Origin of the sequence: Pseudomonas sp. Irchel 3E13, from assembly GCF_900187455.1 — a bacterium.
Taxonomy (GTDB): domain Bacteria; phylum Pseudomonadota; class Gammaproteobacteria; order Pseudomonadales; family Pseudomonadaceae; genus Aquipseudomonas.
Map to the genome: position 1 here is coordinate 118,613 of NZ_FYDX01000015.1, position 22,583 is coordinate 141,195.

Genomic DNA, 22,583 nt, shown 5'->3' on the forward strand with positions numbered 1-22,583 from the left:
GCTCCGACGGGATCCCTGCGTCGAGAACAAGAACAATGCAGACATTCGACTACATCGTCATCGGAGCAGGCTCCGCCGGCTGCGCCCTCAGCGCGCGGCTGGCGGCGGCCGGCAAGCAGGTGCTGCTGCTGGAAGCCGGTCCCGCCGACAACCATCCCTACATTCATATCCCCGGCACTTTCATTCGCGTGCATGGCACTCAGCGCACCTGGATGTACCGCACCGAACCCGAGCCTTTCGTCAACCAGCGCCGTGTCTACATTCCCCAGGGCCGCACCCTCGGCGGCGGCAGCTCGGTCAACGCGATGATCTACATCCGTGGCCAGGCCGAGGACTACGACGAGTGGCAGGCCAACGGCTGCCCCGGCTGGGGTTGGGCGGATGTGCTGCCGGTGTTTCGCCGCTGCGAGGCCAACGCCCGGTTGGGCGGCCAGCTGCACGGCCAGGACGGCCCGCTGAAAGTCAGCGATCCGCGCCATCGCCATGCCCTGAGCGAGGCCTTCGTGCAGGCGGCGGTGGAGGCGGGCGTGCCGGCCACCGACGATTTCAACGGCGCGAAACAAGAGGGCGCCGGCTTCTACCAGACCACCACCGCCGAGGGCCGCCGCGCCAGTTCCGCGGTGTCGTACTTGCGCCCGCTGCGCCATGACCCGCGGCTCAAGGTGCTGAGCAACACCCATGTCACCGAACTGCTGTTCGAAGGGCCGCGCGTGGTGGGTGTGCGGGCCAAGGGGCAACAGGGCGACGCGCTGGAGTTCAAGGCCCGCGCCGAAGTGATCGTCAGCGCCGGGGCCATCGCTTCGCCAAAACTGCTGATGCTGTCGGGGATTGGTCCGGGCGAGCACCTGCAGTCGCTGGGCATCCGCACCCGCGTCGATGCGCCGGGCGTCGGCGAGAACTTCCAGGACCACCTCAGCGCCTCGGTCTACGCCCAGACCCGCCAGCCGGCCAGCCTGTTGGGCCATGACCGCGGCCTGCGGGCCATCGGCCATGGCCTCAAATACCTGGCGACGCGGCGCGGCCTGCTCAGTTCCAACGTGGTGGAGAGCGGCGCCTTCGTCGACGCCACCGGCTGCGGCCGCCCGGACGTGCAGTTCCATGTGGTGCCGGCGCTGGTGGGCGACATGGACCGGCTGCCGCCCAGCGGTCACGGCATTTCCATCAACCCGTGCGCCTTGCGCCCGCGCTCTCGCGGCCGGCTGCGCCTGAAGAGTGCCGACCCGATGCAGGAGGTAGCGATCAATGCCAATTATCTGAGTGACCCCGAGGACATGCGCACCATGGTCGCCGGGGTGAAAGTGGCGCGGCGCATCCTGCGTTCGCCGGCACTGGCCAGCGTGGTCGAAAAAATGCTGCTGCTGCCCGACCACGACGATGTGCCGGACTCGGTGTTCGAGGACTATGTGCGCACCGTGGCCAAGACCGTGTTCCACCCGGCCGGCACCTGCCGCATGGGCCAGGACGCCGGCGCCGTGGTCGGCCCGGACCTGAAGGTGCACGGTGTGGAGGGCCTGCGGGTGGCCGACGCGTCGATCATGCCGACGATTGTCAGTGGCAATACCAATGCGCCAAGCATCATGATCGGTGAACGCTGCGCGGACTTCATCCTCGCCGCCGGCTGACCGGTCGCCGAATCTTCGCCAATACAACAATTACAAGAGTGCAGCGATGAATCTCATAGCCCGTAGTACCTTCGACAACGAGCAGGACAGCACCCTCTACAACCGCATCGCCTGGCGTCTGCTGCCGTTCCTGTTCGTGCTTTACATCGTGGCGTTTCTCGACCGGGTCAACGTCGGCTTCGCCAAGTTGCAGATGGCGGCGGACATCGGCCTCAGCGACATGGCTTTCGGCTTCGGCGCCGGGGTGTTCTTCATCGGCTACTGCCTGTGCGAGATCCCCAGCAACATGATGCTGCAGCGGGTCGGGGCGCGTTTCTGGATCGCCCGGATCATGGTGGTGTGGGGCATTCTTTCGGTGTCGATGCTGTTCGTCACCACGCCCAACCAGTTCTACGTGTTGCGCTTTTTGCTGGGCATGGCCGAGGCCGGGTTCTACCCCGGCGTGGTCTTGTACATGACGTACTGGTTCCCGTCCTATGCCCGTTCCCAGGGCATGGCCTGGTTCAACCTCGGCATCGCCATGGCCGGGGTGATCGGCAGCCCGCTGTCGGGCTGGATCATGCAGACCTTCGCCGGCGTCCATGGCATGGCCGGCTGGCAATGGCTGTTCCTGATCGAGGGCATGCCGGCGGTGATCCTCGGCGTCGTGGTGTTCTTCTACCTGGATGACCGTCCGGGCAAGGTGCACTGGCTGACGCCGGAGCAGAACGCGCGAGTGGTCAAGCAGCTCGCGGCGCAACGCGAGGCGCAGGAGCAGGCCGGGGCCGGGCACAACTTCCGCGCGGCTTTCGTCAACAAGGACCTGTGGTTGCTGATCTATGTGAACTTCGCCTTGCTGTGCGGGACCTACGGCGTGTCGTTCTGGTTGCCGCAGATCGTCCAGGGGCTGGGGGTGAAAAGCCTGGCGCAGACCGGTCTGGTGGCGGCGATTCCGTTCGCCGTGGCGTCGGTGTGCATGTTGGTGGTCAGCCGCCATTCGGACCGCACCCGCGAACGGCGCTGGCACGGCACCCTGTGCAACCTGGCGTCTGCGCTGGGCTTGGCAATGGCGGCGTTCTTTCATGATCAACCGGTGTTGTCGCTGGCCGGCCTGAGCCTGGCGATGTCCGGCGGGCTCGCCGGGTTCTGCGTGCTCTGGGCATTGCCCGGCGTATTGCTGACCGGCACGGCCGCCGCCGCGGGTATCGCCCTGATCGCCACCGTGGGCAACCTCGGCGGTTACGCCAGCCCGTTCATGATGGGCTGGATCAAGCAGAGCAGCGGACACCTGGAATATGGCCTGTATGTGCTGGCGGTGATGACCGTGCTGGGTGCCTGGGCGATGTTCTCGGTCAAGCCGCCGAGCGCGCGGCAGCCGCAGATCATGGCGAAAACTGCCAACGCCTGATGTCGTGGAGCAATACAAGTGTTTCGTCGAGCGATACAATCGGAGCTTTCAACAGCTCGACATGAGGTGATCGCTTGGATCAGGAAGACGAAAAGCCCAGCAGCGGCCCGGCGCTGCTGGAATCGGTGGAGATGGTCTTTCGTCTCCTCGATGAACTCACCGCCGCCCGTCGCCCGCTGGGGGTGACGGAGCTGGCCCAGCAACTGCAGACTGCCAAGCCGCGCACCTACCGCCACCTGGCGTCGATGCGCCAGTTGGGCATCCTCGAACAGGACCCGGCCACCGAGAAATACATGCTCGGCGCACGGCTGGTGGCCTACGGCGAAGCCGCCGGCGAACAGTTCGACCTGCGCGCCATCGCCGATCCCTATCTCACCCGTATTCGCGACGCCACAGGCCAGACGGCCTTGCTCGCGGTCGCCACCCATGACACCGCGCTGGTGGTGTCCTGCGTCGAATCCAAGGCCAACGTGTGCATCTCGGTCAAGCCGGGCAACCGCGTGCTGCCGTACTGCTCGGCCCAGGGCCGCACGGTGCTGGCCTTCGCCGATGCCGCCAGCCAGCAACGTGTGATGCGCCGCAAGATGCCGCAACTGACCCCCAACACCCTGCACGACCCCGAGCAACTGGCACAGCGCCTGGAGCTGATCCGCCAGCGTTTGTACGACGATGCGGACGGCGAAGTGACCCTGGGTATCAATGCGTTGTGCTGTCCGCTGTTCAGGGAAAACGATCAGATCGTGGGGACTATCGGCATTGTTGGCCCGAGCGCGGCGATCCCGTCACCGCCGCCCGCGGCCATGCTGCGCGAGCTGCAATCGGCGGCGGCGGAGATCAGCGAGCGCTTGCATGCGGGGACGTATCAGCGGTTGTAGAAGGAGGGGCGGGGCCCACTGTAGGAGCGAGCTTGCTCGCGATGGGTCGCGCCAGCGGCCCCGGTTTGGCGGGGACGGCTATCGGGCCCATCGCGAGCAAGCTCGCTCCTACAGGTGTTTTCGGGGCTGTTGCCGGGGGATCAGAACAGGTTCAACGGATACTCGGTAATCAACCGCACCTCATTGAAATTCACGCCGCGGTCCGGGCTTCTGAAGCTCGCTTGCCGCACGCGGAATGACAAGTCCTTCGCGCTGCCCGACTGCACCACGTATTTCACATCGATGTCCCGCTCCCACGCCCGGCCGTTGTCGGTCTGGGCGGTGTGGAAATCGGTGCCGCGCAGGTAGCGGGTCATGAAGGTCAGGCCGGGCACGCCCAGCGCGGCGAAGTTGAAGTCATACCGCGCCTGCCACGAACGTTCGTTCTCGTAGTTGAAGTCCGAATACTGCACCGAGTTGGCCAGGAACACGGTGCTGTTGCCGTCCACGCCATAGGTGTAGTTGCCCTGGCCGCTGACCCGCTGGTGGGCGATCAGGAAGCCGTGCGGGCCGGCCGTCAGCGAGGCCGCGAGGCTCCAGATGCGGTTGTCCAGTTCGCCGGCGCGGGCCTGGCCCTGGCTGCGGGTGTCGTAGCCGTTGAAGTCGAGCTTGAAGGCGTAGCCGTCGGACAGCGGCATTACGGCGGTGGCGCCGACGTAGTACTTGCGCCAGTAGTCATCGACATCCGAGTGGTAGGCCCGCAGGTTGAGGTTGCGGTTGAGCTGGTAGTCCGCGCCGATCAGGTCCAGCGACGACAGCCGGCCGCTGTCGTGCTCGCTCTGGTCGCGGCTGCGCATGGCGGTGAAATGGCCGGCATGCATGGTCAGGCCGTCCAGCTCCTTGCTGGTCAGCAACCAGCCTTGGGTGGTCTCGGGCAGCAGGCGGTTGTCGGTGGTGGCCAGCACCGGCAGGTTGACCAACTGTTCGCCGAACTTCAGCTCGGTTTTCGACAGCCTGGCCTTGAGCGCCGCGCCGCCTTTCGAATAGCTGTCCTTGGCGCCGTCGCTGTCTTCTTCCAGCAGCAAGGTGCCGCCGCCTTTGCGACCGTTGCCGGTGTCCAGCTTGATGCCGAGCAGGCCGATGGCATCGACGCCGAAGCCGACCGTGCCCTGGGTAAAACCCGACTCGAACGTGGCGATGAAACCCTGTGCCCATTCTTCGGAGTAGTTCTGCGCCGTGCGGTCATCGAGGAAGTTGCGGTTCATATAAAAGTTGCGGGCTTTTATTGAGAGATGCGCGTCTTCGACAAAGCCGCCGGTGTCGGCCTGGGCGGTCAGGGGAACAGCACAAGCCAGTGCAAGCAGGTTTTTGATTTTCATTATTGTTTTTCCATGCAGGTGCGCGAGTCACAGCCCTGTTGCGGGAAGAGGACGTGGCTTCCAGGGCGTGACCATGGGTATCCGGAGAAACGCCTATTTGTTCTTTTGATAGAAACACTGTTTCTCTGGATGGCTGATGCTATTGATCCTGCCAGCGTGCTGTCAAGCCGCTTGGGCGATGGTTTCGGCTTTTCTTCGCGTCATGAATCGCAGGCACGCGAAGGCCCCGGCCACAGGGCCCGCAGTGCGGGTCATGTGGCCGGGGCCGTGGTCGAAGCTGTGGTTGTGGCGATCAGCGGCGGGTGAAGGAGCGGGACAGCAGCAACAGCAATGAGGCGAACACCACCATGATCGTCGCCGCCGACAGCAGCACCGGGCTCAGCGCTTCCCGCGCCGTGGTGAACATCTCCCGCGGCAGGGTGCGCTGGTCGGGGCCGGCGAGGAACAGGGTGACCACCACCTCGTCGAGGGACGTGGCGAAGGCGAACAGCCCACCGGAAATCAGCCCCGGCGAGATCAGCGGCAAGGTCACTTTGCGCAGGGTCATCCACGGCGTCGCGCCCATGCTCGCCGCCGCCCACAGCAGGCGCTGGTTGAGGCCGCCCAGCGCCGAACCAACGTTGACCACTACGAACGGCACCGCCAGGGTGGTATGGGCCAGCACCAGCCCGGCGAAGGTGCGGGTGATGCCGGCGCTGGAGAACACGAAGTACATGCCCACCCCGACGATGACCGCGGGCACGATCATCGGCGCGATCAGCAGCACTTCGATCAGCCGTTTGCCGGGCATCGCCGGGTGGCGTAGCCCGAGCGCCGCCAGCCCGCCGAGGACCACCGCGAGCACGGTGCTGGTCAGGGCGATGGCGAAGCTGTTGAACAGCGCGCCGAGCCATTGCGGCGAGGCGAAGAATTCCTCGTACCAGTGCAGGGTGAACTGCCCGAGGGGCAGCGACATGTAGCGGCTGTCGCTGAACGACAGCGGCAGCACCACCAGGATCGGCAGCAGCAGGAACGCCAGCACCAGCCAGCCGCCCAGTGACAGACCAAGGTTGCCGAACCAGGCCAGCGGCCCGCTATTGGGATTGCGAATCATCGGTTCACTCCTTCGCTGCCGCGGCGGGCCAGCCAGGCCTGGATCAGGTAGAGCAGGGTGGTCGCTACCAGCAGCACCAGGCCCAGAGCCGAGGCCAGGCCCCAGTTAAGGGTGCCGGTGGTGAACTGGGCGATGTAGAAGCTGATCATCTGGTCGGCCGGGCCGCCCAGCAACGCGGGCGTGATGTAGAAGCCGAGGGTGACGATGAACACCATCAGCGCCCCCGCCGCCAACCCCGGCAACACTTGCGGCAGGTAGACCTGGAAGAACACCCGCAACGGCCGCGCGCCCATCGAATAGGCGGCCTGGACCAGCAGCCGGTTGCAGCCGGCCATGGCCGCCAGCAACGGGAACACCATGAACGGCAACATCACATGGACCAGCGCCAGGATTACTCCGAAGCGGTTGTAGAGCAGGTGCACCGGGCTGTCGATCAGGCCGAGGCGCAGCAGCAGCGCGTTGACGATGCCCTCGTCCTGCAGCAGCACCATCCAGGCGGTGGTGCGCACCAGGATCGAGGTCCAGAACGGCAGCAGGATCATCAGCAGCAACACGTTGCGGGTGCGCGGCATGCGCCGGTCGAGGAAGGCGCACAGCGGAAACGCCAGCAGCACGCAGAACAGCGTGGTCAACGCGGCGATACCAAAGGTGCGGCCGAGGATCGAGCGGTACAGGCCCGCTTCGTCCTTGGCCACCACGCCTTCGCGGTAGTCGTACTTGACGTCCATTGCCGACAGCAGGTGGTAGGTGCCGGCCGGCCCGGCGGCGCGCTTGAAGGTCTGCCAGGTGCTGTTTTCCAGCCAGCGCGGGTCCAGGGCCTGGAGCGACGCGGCGCTGCCGTCCAGTCGCCCGGCTTCGCGCTTGGCGGTCATCAGCAGGGCGCGCAAGGCGGGTGCCTCGTACGCCAGGCGCCGGGCCGCCGCCGCGAGGTCGCGCGGGCTCACCGCGCGCAGGTCGTCGACCAGCGGTTTGAACAGGTGCTCGTCCGGCGCCGAGGTGCCATCCCAGTCGGCGACGGCCTGCGCCGTGGCCGGCAGGGCCTGGGGCAGTTCGTTGTCGGCGACGGCACGCCACAGCAGCGTGCCGATGGGGCCGACGAACGTCAGCAGCAGAAACACCACCAGCGGCGCCAGTAGACCGTAGGCCCGCCACAGGGCGGCGCGGTCCTTGCGCGCGACCACGGGCGGGGCGGTGTCGAGGGCGATTGCACTCATGTCGAATCCTCGATCGGGATCAGCGGGCGGACCAGGCGGTCCACTTGGCGTTCAGTTCGTCGATGCGGTCCACCCAGAACCCGTCATTGAGCACCAGCACATTGGCGCTGTTCTGCGGTGCGCTGGGCGAGTCGACCATGGCGGCGGGGTCGGTGTCGGCGATGCCCCGGACCGAGGTGATACCGGTGGGCTGCAGCGCCGGCCAGGCTTTCTGGTGCTCGCCTTTACCCATCACGTCGAGCAGTGCGTAGGCCTGGTCGACATTGGGCGAGTTGGCCAGGATGACCCAGCTATCCATGGTCTGCAGCGACTGGTTCCAGACCAGCCCGAACGGTTTGTGGTCCTGGCGGATGGCGTTGGTCACCCGGCCGTTGTACGAGGTGGTCATGGCGACTTCGCCCGAGGCCAGCAACTGCATGGGCTGGCCGCCGGCTTTCCAGAACAGCAACTGGCCCTTGAGGCTGTCGAGTTTCTTGAAGGCGCGCTCCACGCCGCCCGGCGTATTGAGAGTTTTGTAGACGTCGGCGGGGGCGACGCCGTCGGCCATCAGGGCGATTTCCAGGTTGCCCTTGGGGCCCTGGCGCAGGGCGCGCTTGCCGGGGAAGGTCTTGGTGTCGAAGAAATCGGCCCAGCCGCTGGGGGCGCGGGAAACCTTGCTGGTGTCGTAGCCGAGGACGAAGTTGTAGACCGCGTTGCCGACCCCGCACTCGCTCACCGCGCTGGGAATGTAGTTGTCCTTGCCGCCGATACGCGCGTAGTCCAGCGCGACGAACAGCCCTTCGCCGCAGCCCAGTTGCAGGTCTTCGGCCTCGACCTGCACCAGGTCCCAGCCGCTGTCGGCGCCCTCGGCGCGGGTGCGCAGCAGGCCGATGCCGCCTTCCCAACTGTCTTCCACCACCTTGCTGCCGCTGGCCTGGCTGTAGGGCTGGAAGAAGATTTTGCGTTGTACATCCTGATAGGCGCCGCCCCAGGAGGCGACGGTCAGGTCACGGGCTTGCGCAGTGCCGGCGAGCAGCGCCAGCCCGCACAGTGCAAGGGTAAAGCCGCGGACGGTACGGGGTGTGTTCATGATGTGACTCCCAGCCTTTTGGAATGATTGTTCGTTGGCAGTGAAAGAGAAACTCATCGTCTCGATGCGCTTGTTTTTATGATTTGGCGTTAACGCAGGATCATCGCCTGAGACGAGGGCAGGGCCAGTGCGACCTTCTCGCCGGGCAGCGGCGCGGCGCGCCCGAGGCTGCCGGGGTTGTAGGTCATCGCCAACTCCGTGCCACGGTCCATGCGCAGGCGCAACTTGCAGTGCGCGCCGTGGAAGATGCTGTCGATCACGAACGCGCTGATCGCCGGCTCTCCCGGCGCCGCCAGACGCAGGTTTTCCGGGCGGATGGCCAGCGCGGCGCCGTCACCGACGGCCAGGTGCTCGTCGCTGCAATGGGCCTCGTGCAGGGTGCCGCTTTCTTCGAGGCGTATCTGGGCCTGACTGCCGGAACGGGACACCAGCGTGCCTTCGAGTAGGTTGGTCTCGCCCAGGAAGTTGGCGACGAAGCGGGTCGCCGGGCGGCTGTAGAGTGTCTCGGGGCGGTCGATCTGGGCGATCTTGCCTTCGTTGAACACCGCCACCCGGTCGGACAGGGTCATCGCTTCGTCCTGGTCGTGGGTGACGTAGACGAAGGTGATACCCAACTGTTTATGGATGGCCTTGAGCTCCAGTTGCATGTGCTCGCGCAGGGCTTTGTCGAGCGCGCCCAAGGGTTCGTCCATCAGCAGGATTCGCGGCCGATAAACCAGCGCGCGGGCCAGCGCCACGCGCTGTTGCTGGCCGCCGGACAACTGGCCGGGGCGGCGGTCCTCGAACCCTTCGAGGCGCGCCAGGGCCAGGGCTTCCTGGACCCTGCTACGGGATTCGGCGGCGGACACCTTGCGCAGGTTCAGCGGGAAGGCGACGTTCTGCGCCACGCTCATGTGCGGGAACAGCGCGTAGCTCTGGAACACCACGCCCATGTCGCGCTTGTAGGCCGGCAGCTTGCTGATGTCGTTGCCGTCCATGAGGATGCGCCCGCGGTCCGGGGCGTCGAAACCGGCGAGCATCATCAGCGTGGTGGTCTTGCCCGAACCACTGGGGCCGAGCAGGGACAGGAACTCGCCCTGGCGGATGTCCAGGTGCAGGTCGTCGACCACCCAGGAACGCTCGTCGTAGGTCTTGTGCACCTGTTCGAAGCGCACCAGCACCGGTGCGTTGGCGGTATCGGATTCAACGGTGGGTGGCGGGGGCATATCGGCCTTGGGCAATGGACGAAGGGTCTGGAGATTCATGGACGAATACCTGCCAGCACTTCGTCCAGCGCCTGGGACAGCGCTTTGAGAATAGTCTGGATCTGGTCGGCATCGACGATCAGCGGCGGTGCCATGACCAGGGTGTCGCCCAATGCCCGCAGAAGAATGCCGTTGCGCTGCAGGACGTTGCTCACCTGCTGGGCGATTTTCAGCGTCGGCGCGAAAGGCTGGCGGGTGTCCTTGTCGGCGACGAACTCCAGCGCCGCCATCAGGCCGATGCCGCGAGCCTCGCCCACCAGCGGGTGACTGGCCAGCGCCTGGATGCCGGCCTGGAACGCCGGGGCGACTTCGCGAACGTGGGCGACGATATCCAACTCGTCATATAAACGCAGGGTTTCCAGCGCCACCGCCGCCGCCACCGGGTGACCGCCGTAGGTGTAGCCGTGGCCGAGGCCGCCGAGGGCCTGGCTCTGGTCGGCGATCACCTGATAGACGCGGTCGCTGATCAGCAGCGCGGAAATCGGTTGGAACGCGGCCGACAGCCCCTTGGCGCAGGTCAGCATGTCCGGCTCGATGCCCATGGCCTGGCAACCCCAGTAATGGCCGGTGCGACCGAAGCCGCAGATCACTTCGTCGGCGACCATCAGGATGTCGTACTTGCGCAGCACCGTCTGGACTTTGGCGAAGTAACCCGCGGGCGGCAGGATGACGCCGCCGGTGCCCATCACCGGCTCGGCGAAGAAGGCGCCGATGGTGTCCGGGCCGGCGTCGAGAATGCTCTGTTCCAGTTCCTCGGCCAGGCGCGTGGCGAAGGCTTCTTCGCTTTCGCCGGGCAGGCCCTGGCGATACAGGTGTGGGCAACGGACATGGATCACGTCGGCCAGCGGCTCGCCCCAGCCGGTGTGCATGTTTGGCAGGCCGGTCAGGCTGGCGGCGGCGAGGGTGGTGCCGTGGTAGCTGCGCTGACGGGCGATCAGGCGGGTCTTGCCGGGTTTGCCGATCGCCGTGTGGTAGTAGCGCACGAACTTGATCGCGGTATCGACGGCTTCGGAGCCGGAGCTCTGGAACACCACCTTGTTCAGGCCGGCGGGTGCGCGTTCGGCCAGCGCTTGCGCCAGATCGGCGGCCGGGCCGTGGCTGCGGTGGGCGAAGGTCTGTTGATAAGGCAGTTTGAGCAACTGCTCGTAACCCGCCTGCGCCAGGCGCGGCTGGCTGAAGCCCAGCGTTGCGCACCACAGGCCAGACATCCCCTCGATGAAACGCTGGCCGTGTTCATCGAACACATAAATCCCCTCGCCACGTTCCATCACCAGCGGGCCCACCTGTTCGTGCAGGCGAAGGTTGGTCTGGGGGTGGAGATGGTGGGCGATATCTCGTTGGGCCAGAGCCGAACCGCGAGCAGTCATGACGTCATCCTCTTGTTGAGCTGTATGCGTATGCGTTACGTGGTTCCATTTCTACGAGCATTTTTTGATTGCGTCAAATGTTTTGTGTTTCGCACAGAGGAACGTTGTTTCTCTATTTGTATTCGGCTTGTATGTCTTGAGAGTTGCAGTGTGCTCAAGATCGAGCGCCGTCCGCACGGCGCATCGCGAGCAAGCTCGCTCCTACATCGGTTGCAACGTGCCATGGCCTGTGGGATTCGGGTTGCCAGCCTTTGGGCGTTTGATGATCCATCGCGTGAAAGCGGTTGGGATTGACTTGATACTGCGTCCTACAGGCAAGGCGGGCAACTATGGCCTGGCAGACATATGCGCGTTGCAACCGATGTAGGAGCGAGCTTGCTCGCGATGCGCCGCGCGGGCGGCGCTCGATTTCAAGAGCGCTTGAAAACCGCCGGCTAGCACTTGTTCGCCATTCCCCAATCCCCAACTCGCTACCCTTGCCGAGCAAATCTGTAAGCGCAAGAAACTACAAAACCCAAACCTGCAAGAACCAAGCCTTTTCATAAAGGCGTTTCGCCTGTGCGAACAGAGGCTTTATCTCCTTACCGCGAGCAGCTACTCTCTGGCACTTGAACCAGGCAGCAAGGATCTTCGATGAGCGAAGAAGCGAAACAAGGTGGCGTCAGGTCGGTGCAATTGGCCCTCGACGTGCTCGAACGGGTGGCGGGAGCCGATGGTGAAATCGGCGTCAGCGAGCTGGCGGTGCAATTGGGGACCACCAAGGGCTCGGTGTTCCGTCACCTGAAAACCCTGGTCGAGCGTGGCTACCTGAGCCAGAACCCGCAGAGTTCGCGGTATCGATTGGGCATCCAGGCCTATGTGCTGGGCCGGGTGGCGGCGAGCGGGGTCGATGTGCTCAGCGCCTCGGCCGACGCCATCCGCGACCTGCGCGATGAGCTCGGGCTGTCGGTGGTGCTGTCGGTGCTGCAGGGGCGGCGCCTGATGGTGGTGGAAACCCAGTTGGGCAAGTCGACGCTGGAAATTGGCGTGCGCCACGGCACCGAGTTGCAGTTGCATTGCAACGCCCAGGGCAAGGTCGCGCTGGCGTTTGCCCGGCAATTGAAGGTCGAGCAGCTTGCCGGGCAATTAGCGGCGGTCACGCCGTTCACCATCACCGACCTGCCGACCCTGACGCAACAGGTGGAACAGGCCCGCAACCAGGGCTGGGCGGCGGCGATCGAGGAAGAAACCCAGGGCATCTCGGCCATCGCCGCGCCGATCATGGGCATCAATGGTGAGTTGATCGGCACCCTCGCGCTGGTGGCGACGGTGCAGGACATCCACCGCGAGATCGATCCGGAACAGGTTCGCGCCCTGAAGAAAGCCGCGCTGCGCACGTCCTGGAACATGGGCTTCAAGGGCGAGTTCTGATTTCCGCCGCGCGACGACGGGTGCTTGCATAAGCGCGACGCTCGAAATACTGTATGGATATTCAGTATTTCGAGAGCCGGCCCATGCAACTCATCGCCAAGCTCGGCATCCTCGCCGACGCCGCCAAGTACGACGCCTCCTGCGCCAGCAGCGGCGCGCCCAAGCGCAGTTCGAAGGGCCGTGACGGGCTCGGCGCCACCAACGGCATGGGCATCTGCCACAGCTACACCCCCGACGGGCGCTGCGTTTCGCTGCTCAAGGTGCTGCTCACCAACTTCTGTCTCTACGACTGCCAGTACTGCATCAACCGCCGTTCCAGCAATGTGCCGCGGGCGCGTTTCACGCCCGAGGAAGTGGTGCGCCTGACCCTGGATTTCTACCGGCGCAACTGCGTCAGCGGGCTGTTCCTCAGCTCCGGCATCATCCGCTCGGCGGACTACACCATGGAGCAACTGGTGCGGGTGGCGCGGCTGCTGCGGGAGGAGCACCAGTTCCGCGGCTACATCCACCTCAAGACCATCCCCGACGCCGACCCGCTGTTGATCGAGGAAGCCGGGCGCCTGGCCGACCGCCTCAGCGTCAATATCGAATTGCCCAGCGACGCCAGCCTCAAGCGTTTGGCCCCGGAAAAGCAGGTCAGCACCATCCGCCAGGCCATGGGCACCATTCATCGAGGCCAGCAAGCCGTGGCCGGCGAGGCGAGGGCGCCACGCTTCACCCCGGCGGGGCAGAGCACGCAGATGATCGTCGGCGCCGACGCCTCGGACGACCGCACCATCCTGTGCAACGCCGAGTCGCTGTACCAGGGCTATGGCCTCAGGCGCGTCTATTACTCGGCGTTCAGCCCGATCCCCGACAGCCCCGACAGCGTGCCGCTGGCCGCGCCACCGCTGTTGCGCGAGCACCGGCTGTACCAGGCCGATTTCCTCATGCGCGGCTACGGCTACAAAGCCGGCGAACTGCTCAGCGAGTCGAGCAACCTGGCCCTGGACATCGACCCCAAGCTGGCCTGGGCGCTGTCCAACCGCGAGGTGTTCCCGGTGGACATCAATCGCGCCGAGCCGGCCTTGCTGGCGCGCATCCCCGGCATCGGCCTGCGCAGCGTGCAGCGGCTGGTGGCCCTGCGGCGCGAGCGACGGGTGCGCTATGACGACCTGATCCAGTTGCGCTGCGTGCTCGACAAGGCCCGGCCCTTCATCGTCACCAGCGACTACCGCCCGGCGCTGGCGGAGATGCGCAGCGGCCTGCTGCGCACCCGCCTGCGTGAGCCGCAAGCACCGGTGCAAATGGGGCTGTGGGGATGATCGCGCTGGAGTGCGACGACCACTTCGACACCTGGCGCGAGCAGGCGCGCAACCTGCTCGGCCATGGCATCGATCCGGCCGAGGTGACCTGGAGCCAGGGCCCGATGCAGGACCTGCTGGCCACTCCCGAGGCGCTGCCGGCCGGGGCAGGACCGTTTCGGGCGCGGGTGCCGGCGGAGTTGCTGGCGCACCTGCAACTGGCGGCCCGCTACCAGGGCGAGCAACGCTGGAGCCTGCTGTATGAAGTGCTCTGGCGCGTGGCCCATGGCGATCGCACCGCGATGCTGGCCGGTGACCGCCTGGGCAGCGAGCTGCAGCGGCGGATCAAGCAGGTCACCCGCGAAGCCCATCACCTGCACGCGTTCGTGCGTTTCGTCCCGCTTCCCGAGGCCCTGGCCGAACACTTGCAACTGGACCTGGTGGCCTGGCATGAGCCGGCCCATGACATCCTCGAAAGCGCCAGTGACCACTTCGCTGACCGCCTGGGCCGCCAGCGCTGGCTGATCGCGACGCCACGGGACGGCATCCGCTTCGATGGCGAGACGCTGGACTATCGCCGCCAGTGTCCCGAGGACTGGCGCCAGTGGGCGCAGCATGCCGAAGACCCCGACGCCGAACTGTGGCGCACGTACTACCGACACACCTTCAACCCGGCCCGGGTCAATCCCGATGCCCTGCGCCAGCACATGCCCGGACGCTTCTGGCGCAACCTGCCGGAAGGTGACCTGATTCCCCGGCTGGTGGGCCAGGCGCGGCAGGGCAAGCAGCGTGACGGTCAGGCGCAGGAGGTGGCGGTGCAGGGTGGCAAGCGGATTGCCCGCGGGGTCGCCGTGGCTCAACCGACTCCTGGCAGCAGGTAATCCCCATGCACAAGGCCGATCGTCTGTTTCAACTGGTGAACCTCATCGGTGTTCACCAACCCATCACCGCCGAACGCCTCGCCGAGCACCTCGGGGTGTCGGTCCGCTCGATCTACCGCTATATCGACGAGCTGTCCCTGAGTGGCGTCCCCGTCTACGGCACCACCGGTGTCGGCTACGCCCTGGCGGCCGATGTCGAGCTGCCGCCGCTGCACCTCAGTCGCATCGAACTGGACGCCCTGGCCCTCGGCATGGAACTGCTCGCGACCTCCGCCGACCCGGAAATGGCCGGCGTGGCGCGGATGTTGTTGAGCAAGGTCTCGGCGACACTGCCCGCGTGACCGCGCCGGCCGTTCCGGACCTTGCCCGCGAGCCCGATGCATGGCGTACAGGCTTAATCGCCAGCCAGGCCTTCGCGATTGGTCAGTTCCTCTATGAGGTTGCGCTCATCCTGCTGGAGCTGCGCTTCCAGCACCTGGATCCGCTCGCTCGAACGCTGCGCCTCGTCGTCCGGATACAAGTCGAGCAGCTCCAGCACCTGCGCCTCGAACGCTTCCTTGAGCGCTTTGAAGCGCTCGGCATAGACCTCGCGCAGGTACGCAACCCAAAAGTCCCGCTGCGCGGCGTAGGCCAGAAATGGCTGCCCTCTCTCGCCCTCCAGGACTCTGTCCAGGACCCGGCCCAGTTCTGCCTGTCGGACACTGGCCGCGGCACGGTAAAGCATCCGCCCGGGTGGCAGCGGCAGGTTAAGTTCCTCAGCCCAGTGCAAGCGATAGGCCAGGCGCACCTCTGCTTCATCCCGGGCACCGGCCTCCTCGCGGGCAATCGTGTCCAGCTCCTGCAAGCGGTACAGGCGCCGGGTCAGTCGATACAGCGTCGGGCCGCGCTGGTGCTCCGGCACCTCCAGCAATGACTGGCGGGTAAAGACCTGGATTTCCATCTGGTTGAACTCCAGGCGGATACCGTCGGGGCAGGTGTCATAGCTCCTGAGTTGGCGCAGGGGTTCTTGCGCCATGCCATTGAGGGTCAGGCGCAGTTCGACATCCTGAACCGTGGCATCGAGGACTCGCCACACCCGTGCGATCAGTTCTGACCGCGTGCTGTTGCTGCGATAGTCGGCGGTGTGCCGTAGACGTCCGATCATCTGCACCAGATCGGTGGCATCACCGGCGTGGTCGAGCTGCTGCCATGTGGCACGGCGCATTTCGTTTTCGTCCACGTTGTCGGTTAGCCAGTAACTGACCGAATGTTCTTCCTCTTCGGAGCTCACTCCAGTGCTGTGGGTGTGCGCCGGGCTTGCGACAAACTCGTCCGAGTCCGACGAGTGCGACTCGGCGTGGAGTTGCCGGACGTCTTCGGGGAAATCCATTTCGAACAAGAAGGGCCGGTTATCTGCGATCGAGGTATAGGCGCGGCGCCGGGTGTCGTAGGTCAAAGGGTTGTTGAACAGCGAGACTTCGGTGAAGGCGTAGGGGTTGCGATGATTGTCCAGCAAGTAGTCAGGCAGCTCGGTGAGCAGGTTGTTATCCAGACTGAGGAAATCCACCCGCCCCGGAAGCAGCGCGTCGAGCCATGCCGGCCAGGTTTCGATGTGCATCGCGTTCAGGCTCAGCAGGTTGAATTCTCGACCGGTGAAGCCCGACACGCTGGTGATCGTGCCCAGTCTATTGCCGTCGAGCTCAAGCGATGCGAGCTGGGGCAACTCGGTGAGCATCGCCATCATCGCCTGATCGACGCGTAGACCGAGGTTGGTCAAGGCCAGGCTGGTCAGGCTCTGCATTGTTCGCAGTGCGCCAGGCAGTTCGGTCATCTGTTGCTCATAACCACTGATGGCGAGCCGTTCCACATGCGGAAAATTCAGAAGAAAGCGATTCAGCGCTTCAGGTGTGCCTCTTGGGCGCAGCAGTTCCATGAGACGTACACGTTGATAGAAAAAAACCGGCAAGCGTTGTGGAAAGTCATCGAGCTCGAGTGAATTCAGTTCCAGCAGGGGCGCGTAGTTGCTTTGCATGGTCTCTCGCCAGAAATCCATGATGGTCTCGGTTATCCCTTGACGCGCGGCAATCTGCTGCTCGGTCAGCGGCTGCGCGGAGCTTGAGGTTTCGCGCCACATATCCAGGGCCTCGCTCAGCAGCCCGCGCCCGTGCAAGTGCATGTTCAGTTCGGCGTGGACCGTCTCGGGAATATCCAGGTCGAAGCTGAAACGACTGCCACGGCCCTCGCCCAATCGAGCACTGAGAATCTCCTGGCGTGAAAACAGATTGCCGCGCAGGAAGATGCGGGTTTGATGCGACGCATTGGCTTCGTTTTGCAGGATATGCCTGGGTAATTCGACAAGGTGGTTGTCGACCAGTGACAGCATACTGATTCGGCTTAGCATCTGGCGGTCGAGCCATTGTGGCCAGCGCGTCATGCCAACGCGGTCCAGCGCCAGGGAGTTCAGGTTCATGCCCAGGAAATTTGGGCTCAGGCCCGGGACGTAGGTGAGCGGCGCATCGACGAGCAAATTGCCGCTGAGGTCCAGGTGCTCCAGTTCGCGCAAGTCACTCAGCGCCTGCAGCGCATGCTGGTTCAGGCTCAGTTGCAGGTCATTCAGATGCAGGCGCCGGAGGTGCGGGTAACTCATCGCCACGACCCGGGGCAGGGACTCCACTGGCCAGCCGATACTGTGGCGAATTTCCAGGGACCGAACCCTGCCGAAGCGCTGCAGGAACTGCGGCAACATTTCTTCGTACCTGAGCAGGCCGTCCGGCTCGGTGATCAGCCTCGGCCCCTCCACGGTAAAGTCCCTTAGCACCAACCCTTGTACGCGGTCGTAAACGAACTGCGGTAATTGATCGGGAAAGTCCGCTATCGATATCGACGCCAGCCACAACGGCTGGCGGGTTCGCCCGATCTCCGGGAGGTTGTTGCCTCGCCAATGCGTCCACAACGCCTCGACAATGCGCTCCCGGCTCCTGGCTCGCGAGCCCGGCTCGCTGGTGGACGCGAGGTTCTGCCACCACTGCGTCATGCTGTGATGCAACGCCCGTTGTTCATCGAGCAATTGGTCCAGGCGCTCGCTGATGGCTGCCCGGCCAAGGCCGGTGCTGTAGAGCTCGCGGAGGATGTCCTCGGCAAAGGCGTCGAGGAAGGCGAGCTGACGAATCTTGTCCAGCAGGGTCTCTTCGCTGATATAGCCCGCCAGGGCGCCGCGGCCGCTCAGCGGGTAGCCGAGACGGCCATCGGCAAGGCGCATCGGTGAACGGGCGCCGGGCTGGCCCGGCTGCATCTGCAACACCTGTCGTGCCCGCTGCCGGGGGATCGGTGGCTGCGCCTGGAGGTGGTGACGGAAAGCCATCTTGCTGGCCGATACGAGGCCGAGGGCTTCACGTTGCGTCAGGGGGAGAGCGTCGAGAACCGCGGCAAACAGATCATCAGGAGGCGCTTCGGCCGGCATACCGTCGGGGCTGACGGCCTGATAGCCCTCGTCGCCCTTGAGCAGCACCCGGCAAATCGGTGCGTCCGATGGGCCCACCTGGTCGAGCAACGGGCCGTCGAAGGCGCCCGAACGGACTTCAAGACGAACCTCTGGAGACCATCCCGGCAGGTTTTCAAGACTGTGCAGCATCAGCCTGTCGCTGTCGGCGGTGTTTGCCGAGTCCAGGTACAACCCTTCGTAGGCCCGCGCCAGACGAACTTTCTGCTGATAGACCCGGGCCTCTTCGGCCAGTCGCAGCGCGACCTTGTGCTCATTCCTCAATTGCGTCAGCTCGCTCGGCTCGGCATGTGCCAGCAGTTCCTCGGCCACGGCCGCGGGCAACCCGGTGAACGTTTCCATCAGCAAGCGCGCTTCGCCCGACACGCCCGCTTGCAGTACGTCATACCAGGCAGCGAACAACGCCGCCCGTCCCGTGGAACTCAAATCGCTGCCGACCGAACTCAGCTCCTTCTCGAGCCGTACGCGCTCCAGTGCATCGATGAGCAGGGCCGGTGGCCGTTCACTGTCGGCCAGGGCACGACGCAATTGCGCCGGGTAGGTATCACTGGCGAAGAGAATGCGGTGGGCGGTCTGTTCCGACAGCCCGTCCGCCAACGGCCCCAATCGCTGAAACAGGGTCAGGCCTTCCCATTCCAGCGGCCGGTCCACCTCATGCAACCAGGCGCCGGCGCCGTTGCTGCGCAAGGTCGGCTGATACGCGTTGCTCCGGTCCGGGTGCTCCAGCAAATGCGCGGATCCCTCCGCGTTGGATGTGACGCGGAAGGTGCTTCCATCCAGGGGTAGCCATTGCTTGCCCAGGTGGTTATAGAGCCCGAGCGCATTGGGTTTGAGCCCCGCGGGCAGGACGATGTCGTGGGCGAAGGGGTGCAGGTCGGGTTTCCACAGCCGGTGGCGACCGTCTCCCAGGCGCACCGCCCGCATTTCCTCGACTGCCACGGGCATCTCCAGCGCGGGCACCCCGGCCCCGGCCGCCGCGCCCGCGAGAGCGCCGAGTGTGGCAATCTGGGCCAGGTTCTCGACCACATCCATCAGGTAACTCCACGCCTGCTCGCGATCACCCTGGCTCAGGCTGTAGAACCCTTCATAGACTTCGTGAGCCAGTTGCGCGGCGGTGACAGCCATCATCACCCAGCCCAATCCCGGCAGCACAAAAGCAGCGACATTGAGCACATCAAAGCCGACTTCGACGAAGTAGCGCAGCCGTCCTTCGCGGGTCTTCTGGTCTTCGTTCGCGGTCGGAACCGCATGGAACAGCGCATCGTCCCTGAGCACGGCGATTTTCTGTTTGACGATGCCCGTGACCAGATCGCCAGAAAACAACCGGGTCCCGAGGTCAAGGCGGGCATCGCTGTCCTGGCGTTCCTCGTAGAACCCGCCACTGTTCCAGACCTTTGGGTAGAAGGCCGAGCGGATCTTGCCGAACACTTCATTGCGATGCCGCGCGGGGACGAAACGCTCGAAAAACTTCAGGTACTGCGGCTGTAGCAGCTTGTCTTGCAGGGCTTCCTGAAACTGCTTGAACGACGCGTACTCCTTGAGCGGGTGGAAGGGGTCATCCGGTATGTAGACGAGGATGGCTTTCTTGCAGACATCACGGACCCAGTCCGGTTGGCCAAGTACTCGCTGAAACTGCCGCCCGCACTCAACTGCGATCACGATTCCGGTCAGTTCGGTGTTCCACATCTTCAGAAAACTGCAGCGCAGCGAGGTGCCCATCGCGTCGGTTTCAATTCGAGACACGTGCATCAATAACCGGTGGTATATCGTCTGCCCGATATCACTTTTCAGGTACGCCGTGTGCGCCTGAAGCATCAGCGCGGACGTTTCGAAGCGCTCGAAGGCATGGTGTTTTTTACCGGCATCGGCGTTATCAAGTACCGAATCAATCAACTTCTGGTATTGCCCGCCGAGGTCCAGGGTGCGACAGAGTGCGGCGAACGCCTCGGGCTCGATCGCAACAGACGTGCGCTGTTCTGTCGTGGCGTCCTTGGCGTAAAGGCTCGATTTCAGCCTGGACTGCTGCATGCCGCCAGGCTCGGCCTCCCAGGCTTCGAAGTTTTGCAGCGCGGCGCGCAGCAGATCCTGGGTCGCGCCCCGCATCGCCTTGAAACTCTCGACGAGCGGGTCCCTGGAGATAGCCACGAACGAGTCATCGACCTGCACGCGGCCGGCGTGAAACAGCCAGGTCGTGCGCGCATCGAGGTGCAGGCCGAACTGTTTCTGGATCGCGGCATTGAGCAAGGGTTCGGCGAACGCCTCAATGTCGGGAATCCGCGCCAGCAGGGTTGTGAGCGCGCCCTCGGCATGGCGATGTTCCACATAGGTCTGCTGCAACAGCCTGGCAATTTGCGGCTGATCGGTCATGGCTTTCACAAACCAGGACGCCGCCCCAGGCCCCGCTGCACGCACGGCTCGGTGTACGTCACGAGGGGCTTTTGCCAGCCAGGGCGGAACAATGCTTTTGACCACGTCGTAATGCGTAGGGCCCGCCACCGGGCTTTCGCCCGGCGCGGTGATGGAGTCGATCGGGTTCGACATAGGGGCTGCCTCGATGAGTCACTGGGCAAACGAGCCTAGCGACAACGATCGGGCAAGAAGGAATACAAGGGTATTGCGCCCGCCCGCTCAGGCCTTGTCTGCCTGCCGATGGCGGGCGTAGATGACCGAACCGCCTGTTCCCGTGGTTGTCCGGGTTTGCAGTTCGAAATGCTCGGGGTGCCCCTTGATCAGGTCGCTGAGTTTCTTGTAGCCGTGGGTACGCGGGTCGAAGTCGGGTCGCAGCTTGCTGATGTTGGTGCCCAGTGCGCCCAGTTGAATCCAGCCGTCTTCGTCGGCGATGTCATCCAGGATCTTCGCGATGAAGCCCACCGGGGCTTTGGGTGGTTTGCGGGCGGTGGGTTTGCTGTCGTTTTTCGGTGCTTCCGGGGTCGCCACCGCTTCCGGCTCGGGGCGGCTGTTGCCATTGCCCGGCGTGCCGGGAACGCCCTCGTGCAGCAGTTCCGTGTAGATGAACTTGTCGCAGGCGACCACGAATGGCTTCGGCGTTTTTTCCTCGCCAAAGCCATAGACGGTCAGGCCTTCCTCGCGCAGGCGCGAGGCGAGCCGGGTGAAGTCGCTGTCGCTCGACACCAGGCAAAAACCGTCGAAACGCCGGGTGTACAACAGGTCCATCGCGTCGATGATCAACGAACTGTCCGTGGCGTTCTTGCCCTTGGTGTAGGCGAACTGCTGGATAGGCTGGATGGAGTGCTCAAGCAGCACCTTTTTCCAGCCGCCCAGTTGCGGGCCGGTCCAGTCGCCGTAGATACGCTTGACGTTGGCAATGCCGTATTTGGCAATTTCCTCGAACAGCCCCTGGACGATGCTCGCCGCGGCATTGTCGGCGTCGATCAGGACGGCCAGGCGCTTTTGCGTGTGGGAAGAGTGGGTGATGGCCATGGATCATCCTTGGGGCTGGTGGCAAGGGTGCCGGTAATTATGTGCGGGACAGCGACAGCAAACGTCTAGGACAAAAGCCTAGGCACGGAAGACACCAGCAGCGCGATCCCGGACGCAGTAAGCAGACTCAGCACGATCTGCCGGAACTGGGCATCGCTGATGCCGAAATACAGGCGGGTGCCAAGGAAGCTGGGGATGAGCATGGCCGGGGCGACGATGGCGAACATGGGCCACATGTCGCGGGTCACGATCCCGGTGCCGAGGTAGGTGGCCATGGTCACCAGCAGCATCGACAGGTTGAAGTTCTGGATGATCGAGCGCTGGGTGTCGCGATCATAGCCGCGCAGTGTGCACCACAGCGTCGGCAGGGTGCCGGTGAAGCCGCCAAGGCCGCCCATGATGCCACCGGCGAAACCGACACCGCCGTTGGCCAGGCGACCGCCGAACGAGATGACCGGCAGCCGCCGGGCCATCAGCATCACCGGGCACCACACCACCAGCAGGGTGCCGAGAATCGCTTTGAACCAGTCCATGTTCAGTTGCGGCAGCAATGCAACGCCAAGCGGGATGCCCAGCAGGCCGCCGAGGACGAAGGGCAGTAGTTGCTTTAAATCGAAGCCCCGGCGTACCGACACCGCCGCGACAATCTGGCCGAGCAGGGCGCCGAACACGGCCAGGGTGGCCGCCAGCCTTGGATCGAGCACCCAGGCCCAGAACGACATCGCCACCAGGCCGAAGGCAAACCCGGAGAGTCCCTGAACGAAGCCCGCGACCACCGCCCCCAGGGCAACCACCAGATAAATCGATTCCATGCCACTTCTCCTTGTGAAGGCACCAATATAGTGCATTTTCCTCGCCGCC

General features: G+C 64.6%; 16 protein-coding genes. 7 read left to right on the top strand and 9 right to left on the bottom strand.

The genetic code is table 11. From position 1 onward, the window contains the following. The first annotated feature begins 35 nt into the window (after positions 1-35). From CKW37_RS24520 to CKW37_RS24530, 3 genes are all read left to right on the top strand, one after another. Positions 36-1,622, top strand: a complete 1,587-nt coding sequence (locus tag CKW37_RS24520) for a GMC family oxidoreductase (protein WP_095158809.1) — start codon at positions 36-38, stop codon at positions 1,620-1,622. 46 nt (positions 1,623-1,668) lie between these two features. Continuing rightward, entirely contained in the window at positions 1,669-3,009 is a 1,341-nt protein-coding gene (locus CKW37_RS24525) for an MFS transporter (RefSeq protein ID WP_095158810.1), read from the top strand. Positions 3,010-3,083: 74 nt separating this feature from the next. After that, the gene (locus CKW37_RS24530; protein WP_095158811.1) at positions 3,084-3,884 is read left to right on the top strand and encodes an IclR family transcriptional regulator; all 801 of its coding nucleotides are present in this window, start codon (positions 3,084-3,086) and stop codon (positions 3,882-3,884) included. A gap of 140 nt (positions 3,885-4,024) precedes the next feature. Here the strand turns inward: CKW37_RS24530 and CKW37_RS24535 are convergent, their stop codons facing one another. From CKW37_RS24535 to CKW37_RS24560, 6 genes are all read right to left on the bottom strand, one after another. Continuing rightward, a complete protein-coding gene (locus CKW37_RS24535; RefSeq protein WP_177454478.1) occupies positions 4,025-5,242 on the bottom strand; it encodes an OprD family porin in 1,218 nt (405 codons plus the stop codon). A 292-nt stretch (positions 5,243-5,534) separates the two neighbouring features. Then, a complete protein-coding gene (locus tag CKW37_RS24540; protein WP_371864338.1) occupies positions 5,535-6,332 on the bottom strand; it encodes an ABC transporter permease in 798 nt (265 codons plus the stop codon). Then, positions 6,332-7,549, bottom strand: a complete 1,218-nt coding sequence (locus CKW37_RS24545) for an ABC transporter permease (protein ID WP_095158814.1) — start codon at positions 7,547-7,549, stop codon at positions 6,332-6,334. The genes CKW37_RS24540 and CKW37_RS24545 overlap by 1 nt, the downstream gene beginning before the upstream one ends. A gap of 19 nt (positions 7,550-7,568) precedes the next feature. Further along, positions 7,569-8,618, bottom strand: a complete 1,050-nt coding sequence (locus CKW37_RS24550; protein WP_095158815.1) for an ABC transporter substrate-binding protein — start codon at positions 8,616-8,618, stop codon at positions 7,569-7,571. Positions 8,619-8,707: 89 nt separating this feature from the next. Next, the gene (locus tag CKW37_RS24555; protein ID WP_095158816.1) at positions 8,708-9,862 is read right to left on the bottom strand and encodes an ABC transporter ATP-binding protein; all 1,155 of its coding nucleotides are present in this window, start codon (positions 9,860-9,862) and stop codon (positions 8,708-8,710) included. After that, on the bottom strand, positions 9,859-11,229 hold the full coding sequence (locus CKW37_RS24560) for an aminotransferase (RefSeq protein WP_095158817.1): 1,371 nt from the start codon (positions 11,227-11,229) through the stop codon (positions 9,859-9,861). The genes CKW37_RS24555 and CKW37_RS24560 overlap by 4 nt, the downstream gene beginning before the upstream one ends. Positions 11,230-11,862: 633 nt before the next feature. Between CKW37_RS24560 and CKW37_RS24565 the strand changes: the two genes are divergently transcribed. From CKW37_RS24565 to CKW37_RS24580, 4 genes are all read left to right on the top strand, one after another. Continuing rightward, complete coding sequence (locus tag CKW37_RS24565; protein WP_095158818.1) at positions 11,863-12,639, top strand: IclR family transcriptional regulator; 777 nt, start codon at positions 11,863-11,865, stop codon at positions 12,637-12,639. Between the two features lie 83 nt (positions 12,640-12,722). Continuing rightward, positions 12,723-13,943, top strand: a complete 1,221-nt coding sequence (locus tag CKW37_RS24570; RefSeq protein ID WP_095158876.1) for a putative DNA modification/repair radical SAM protein — start codon at positions 12,723-12,725, stop codon at positions 13,941-13,943. After that, positions 13,940-14,803: a TIGR03915 family putative DNA repair protein gene (locus tag CKW37_RS24575; protein ID WP_095158819.1), complete on the top strand. Its 864-nt coding sequence runs from the start codon at positions 13,940-13,942 to the stop codon at positions 14,801-14,803. The genes CKW37_RS24570 and CKW37_RS24575 overlap by 4 nt, the downstream gene beginning before the upstream one ends. 5 nt (positions 14,804-14,808) lie before the next feature. Beyond that, positions 14,809-15,144: a YafY family protein gene (locus CKW37_RS24580; RefSeq protein ID WP_256587849.1), complete on the top strand. Its 336-nt coding sequence runs from the start codon at positions 14,809-14,811 to the stop codon at positions 15,142-15,144. 53 nt (positions 15,145-15,197) lie between these two features. Here the strand turns inward: CKW37_RS24580 and CKW37_RS24585 are convergent, their stop codons facing one another. The 3 genes from CKW37_RS24585 to CKW37_RS24595 all read right to left on the bottom strand — a co-directional run bounded on the left by CKW37_RS24585 (position 15,198) and on the right by CKW37_RS24595 (position 22,534). Continuing rightward, entirely contained in the window at positions 15,198-20,822 is a 5,625-nt protein-coding gene (locus CKW37_RS24585; protein ID WP_095158820.1) for an NEL-type E3 ubiquitin ligase domain-containing protein, read from the bottom strand. An 87-nt stretch (positions 20,823-20,909) separates the two neighbouring features. Further along, positions 20,910-21,722 carry an NYN domain-containing protein gene (locus tag CKW37_RS24590; protein ID WP_095158821.1) on the bottom strand — a complete coding sequence of 271 codons (813 nt, stop codon included), beginning with the start codon at positions 21,720-21,722 and terminating at the stop codon, positions 20,910-20,912. Between the two features lie 65 nt (positions 21,723-21,787). After that, on the bottom strand, positions 21,788-22,534 hold the full coding sequence (locus CKW37_RS24595; RefSeq protein WP_095158822.1) for a sulfite exporter TauE/SafE family protein: 747 nt from the start codon (positions 22,532-22,534) through the stop codon (positions 21,788-21,790). Positions 22,535-22,583 lie beyond the last annotated feature (49 nt).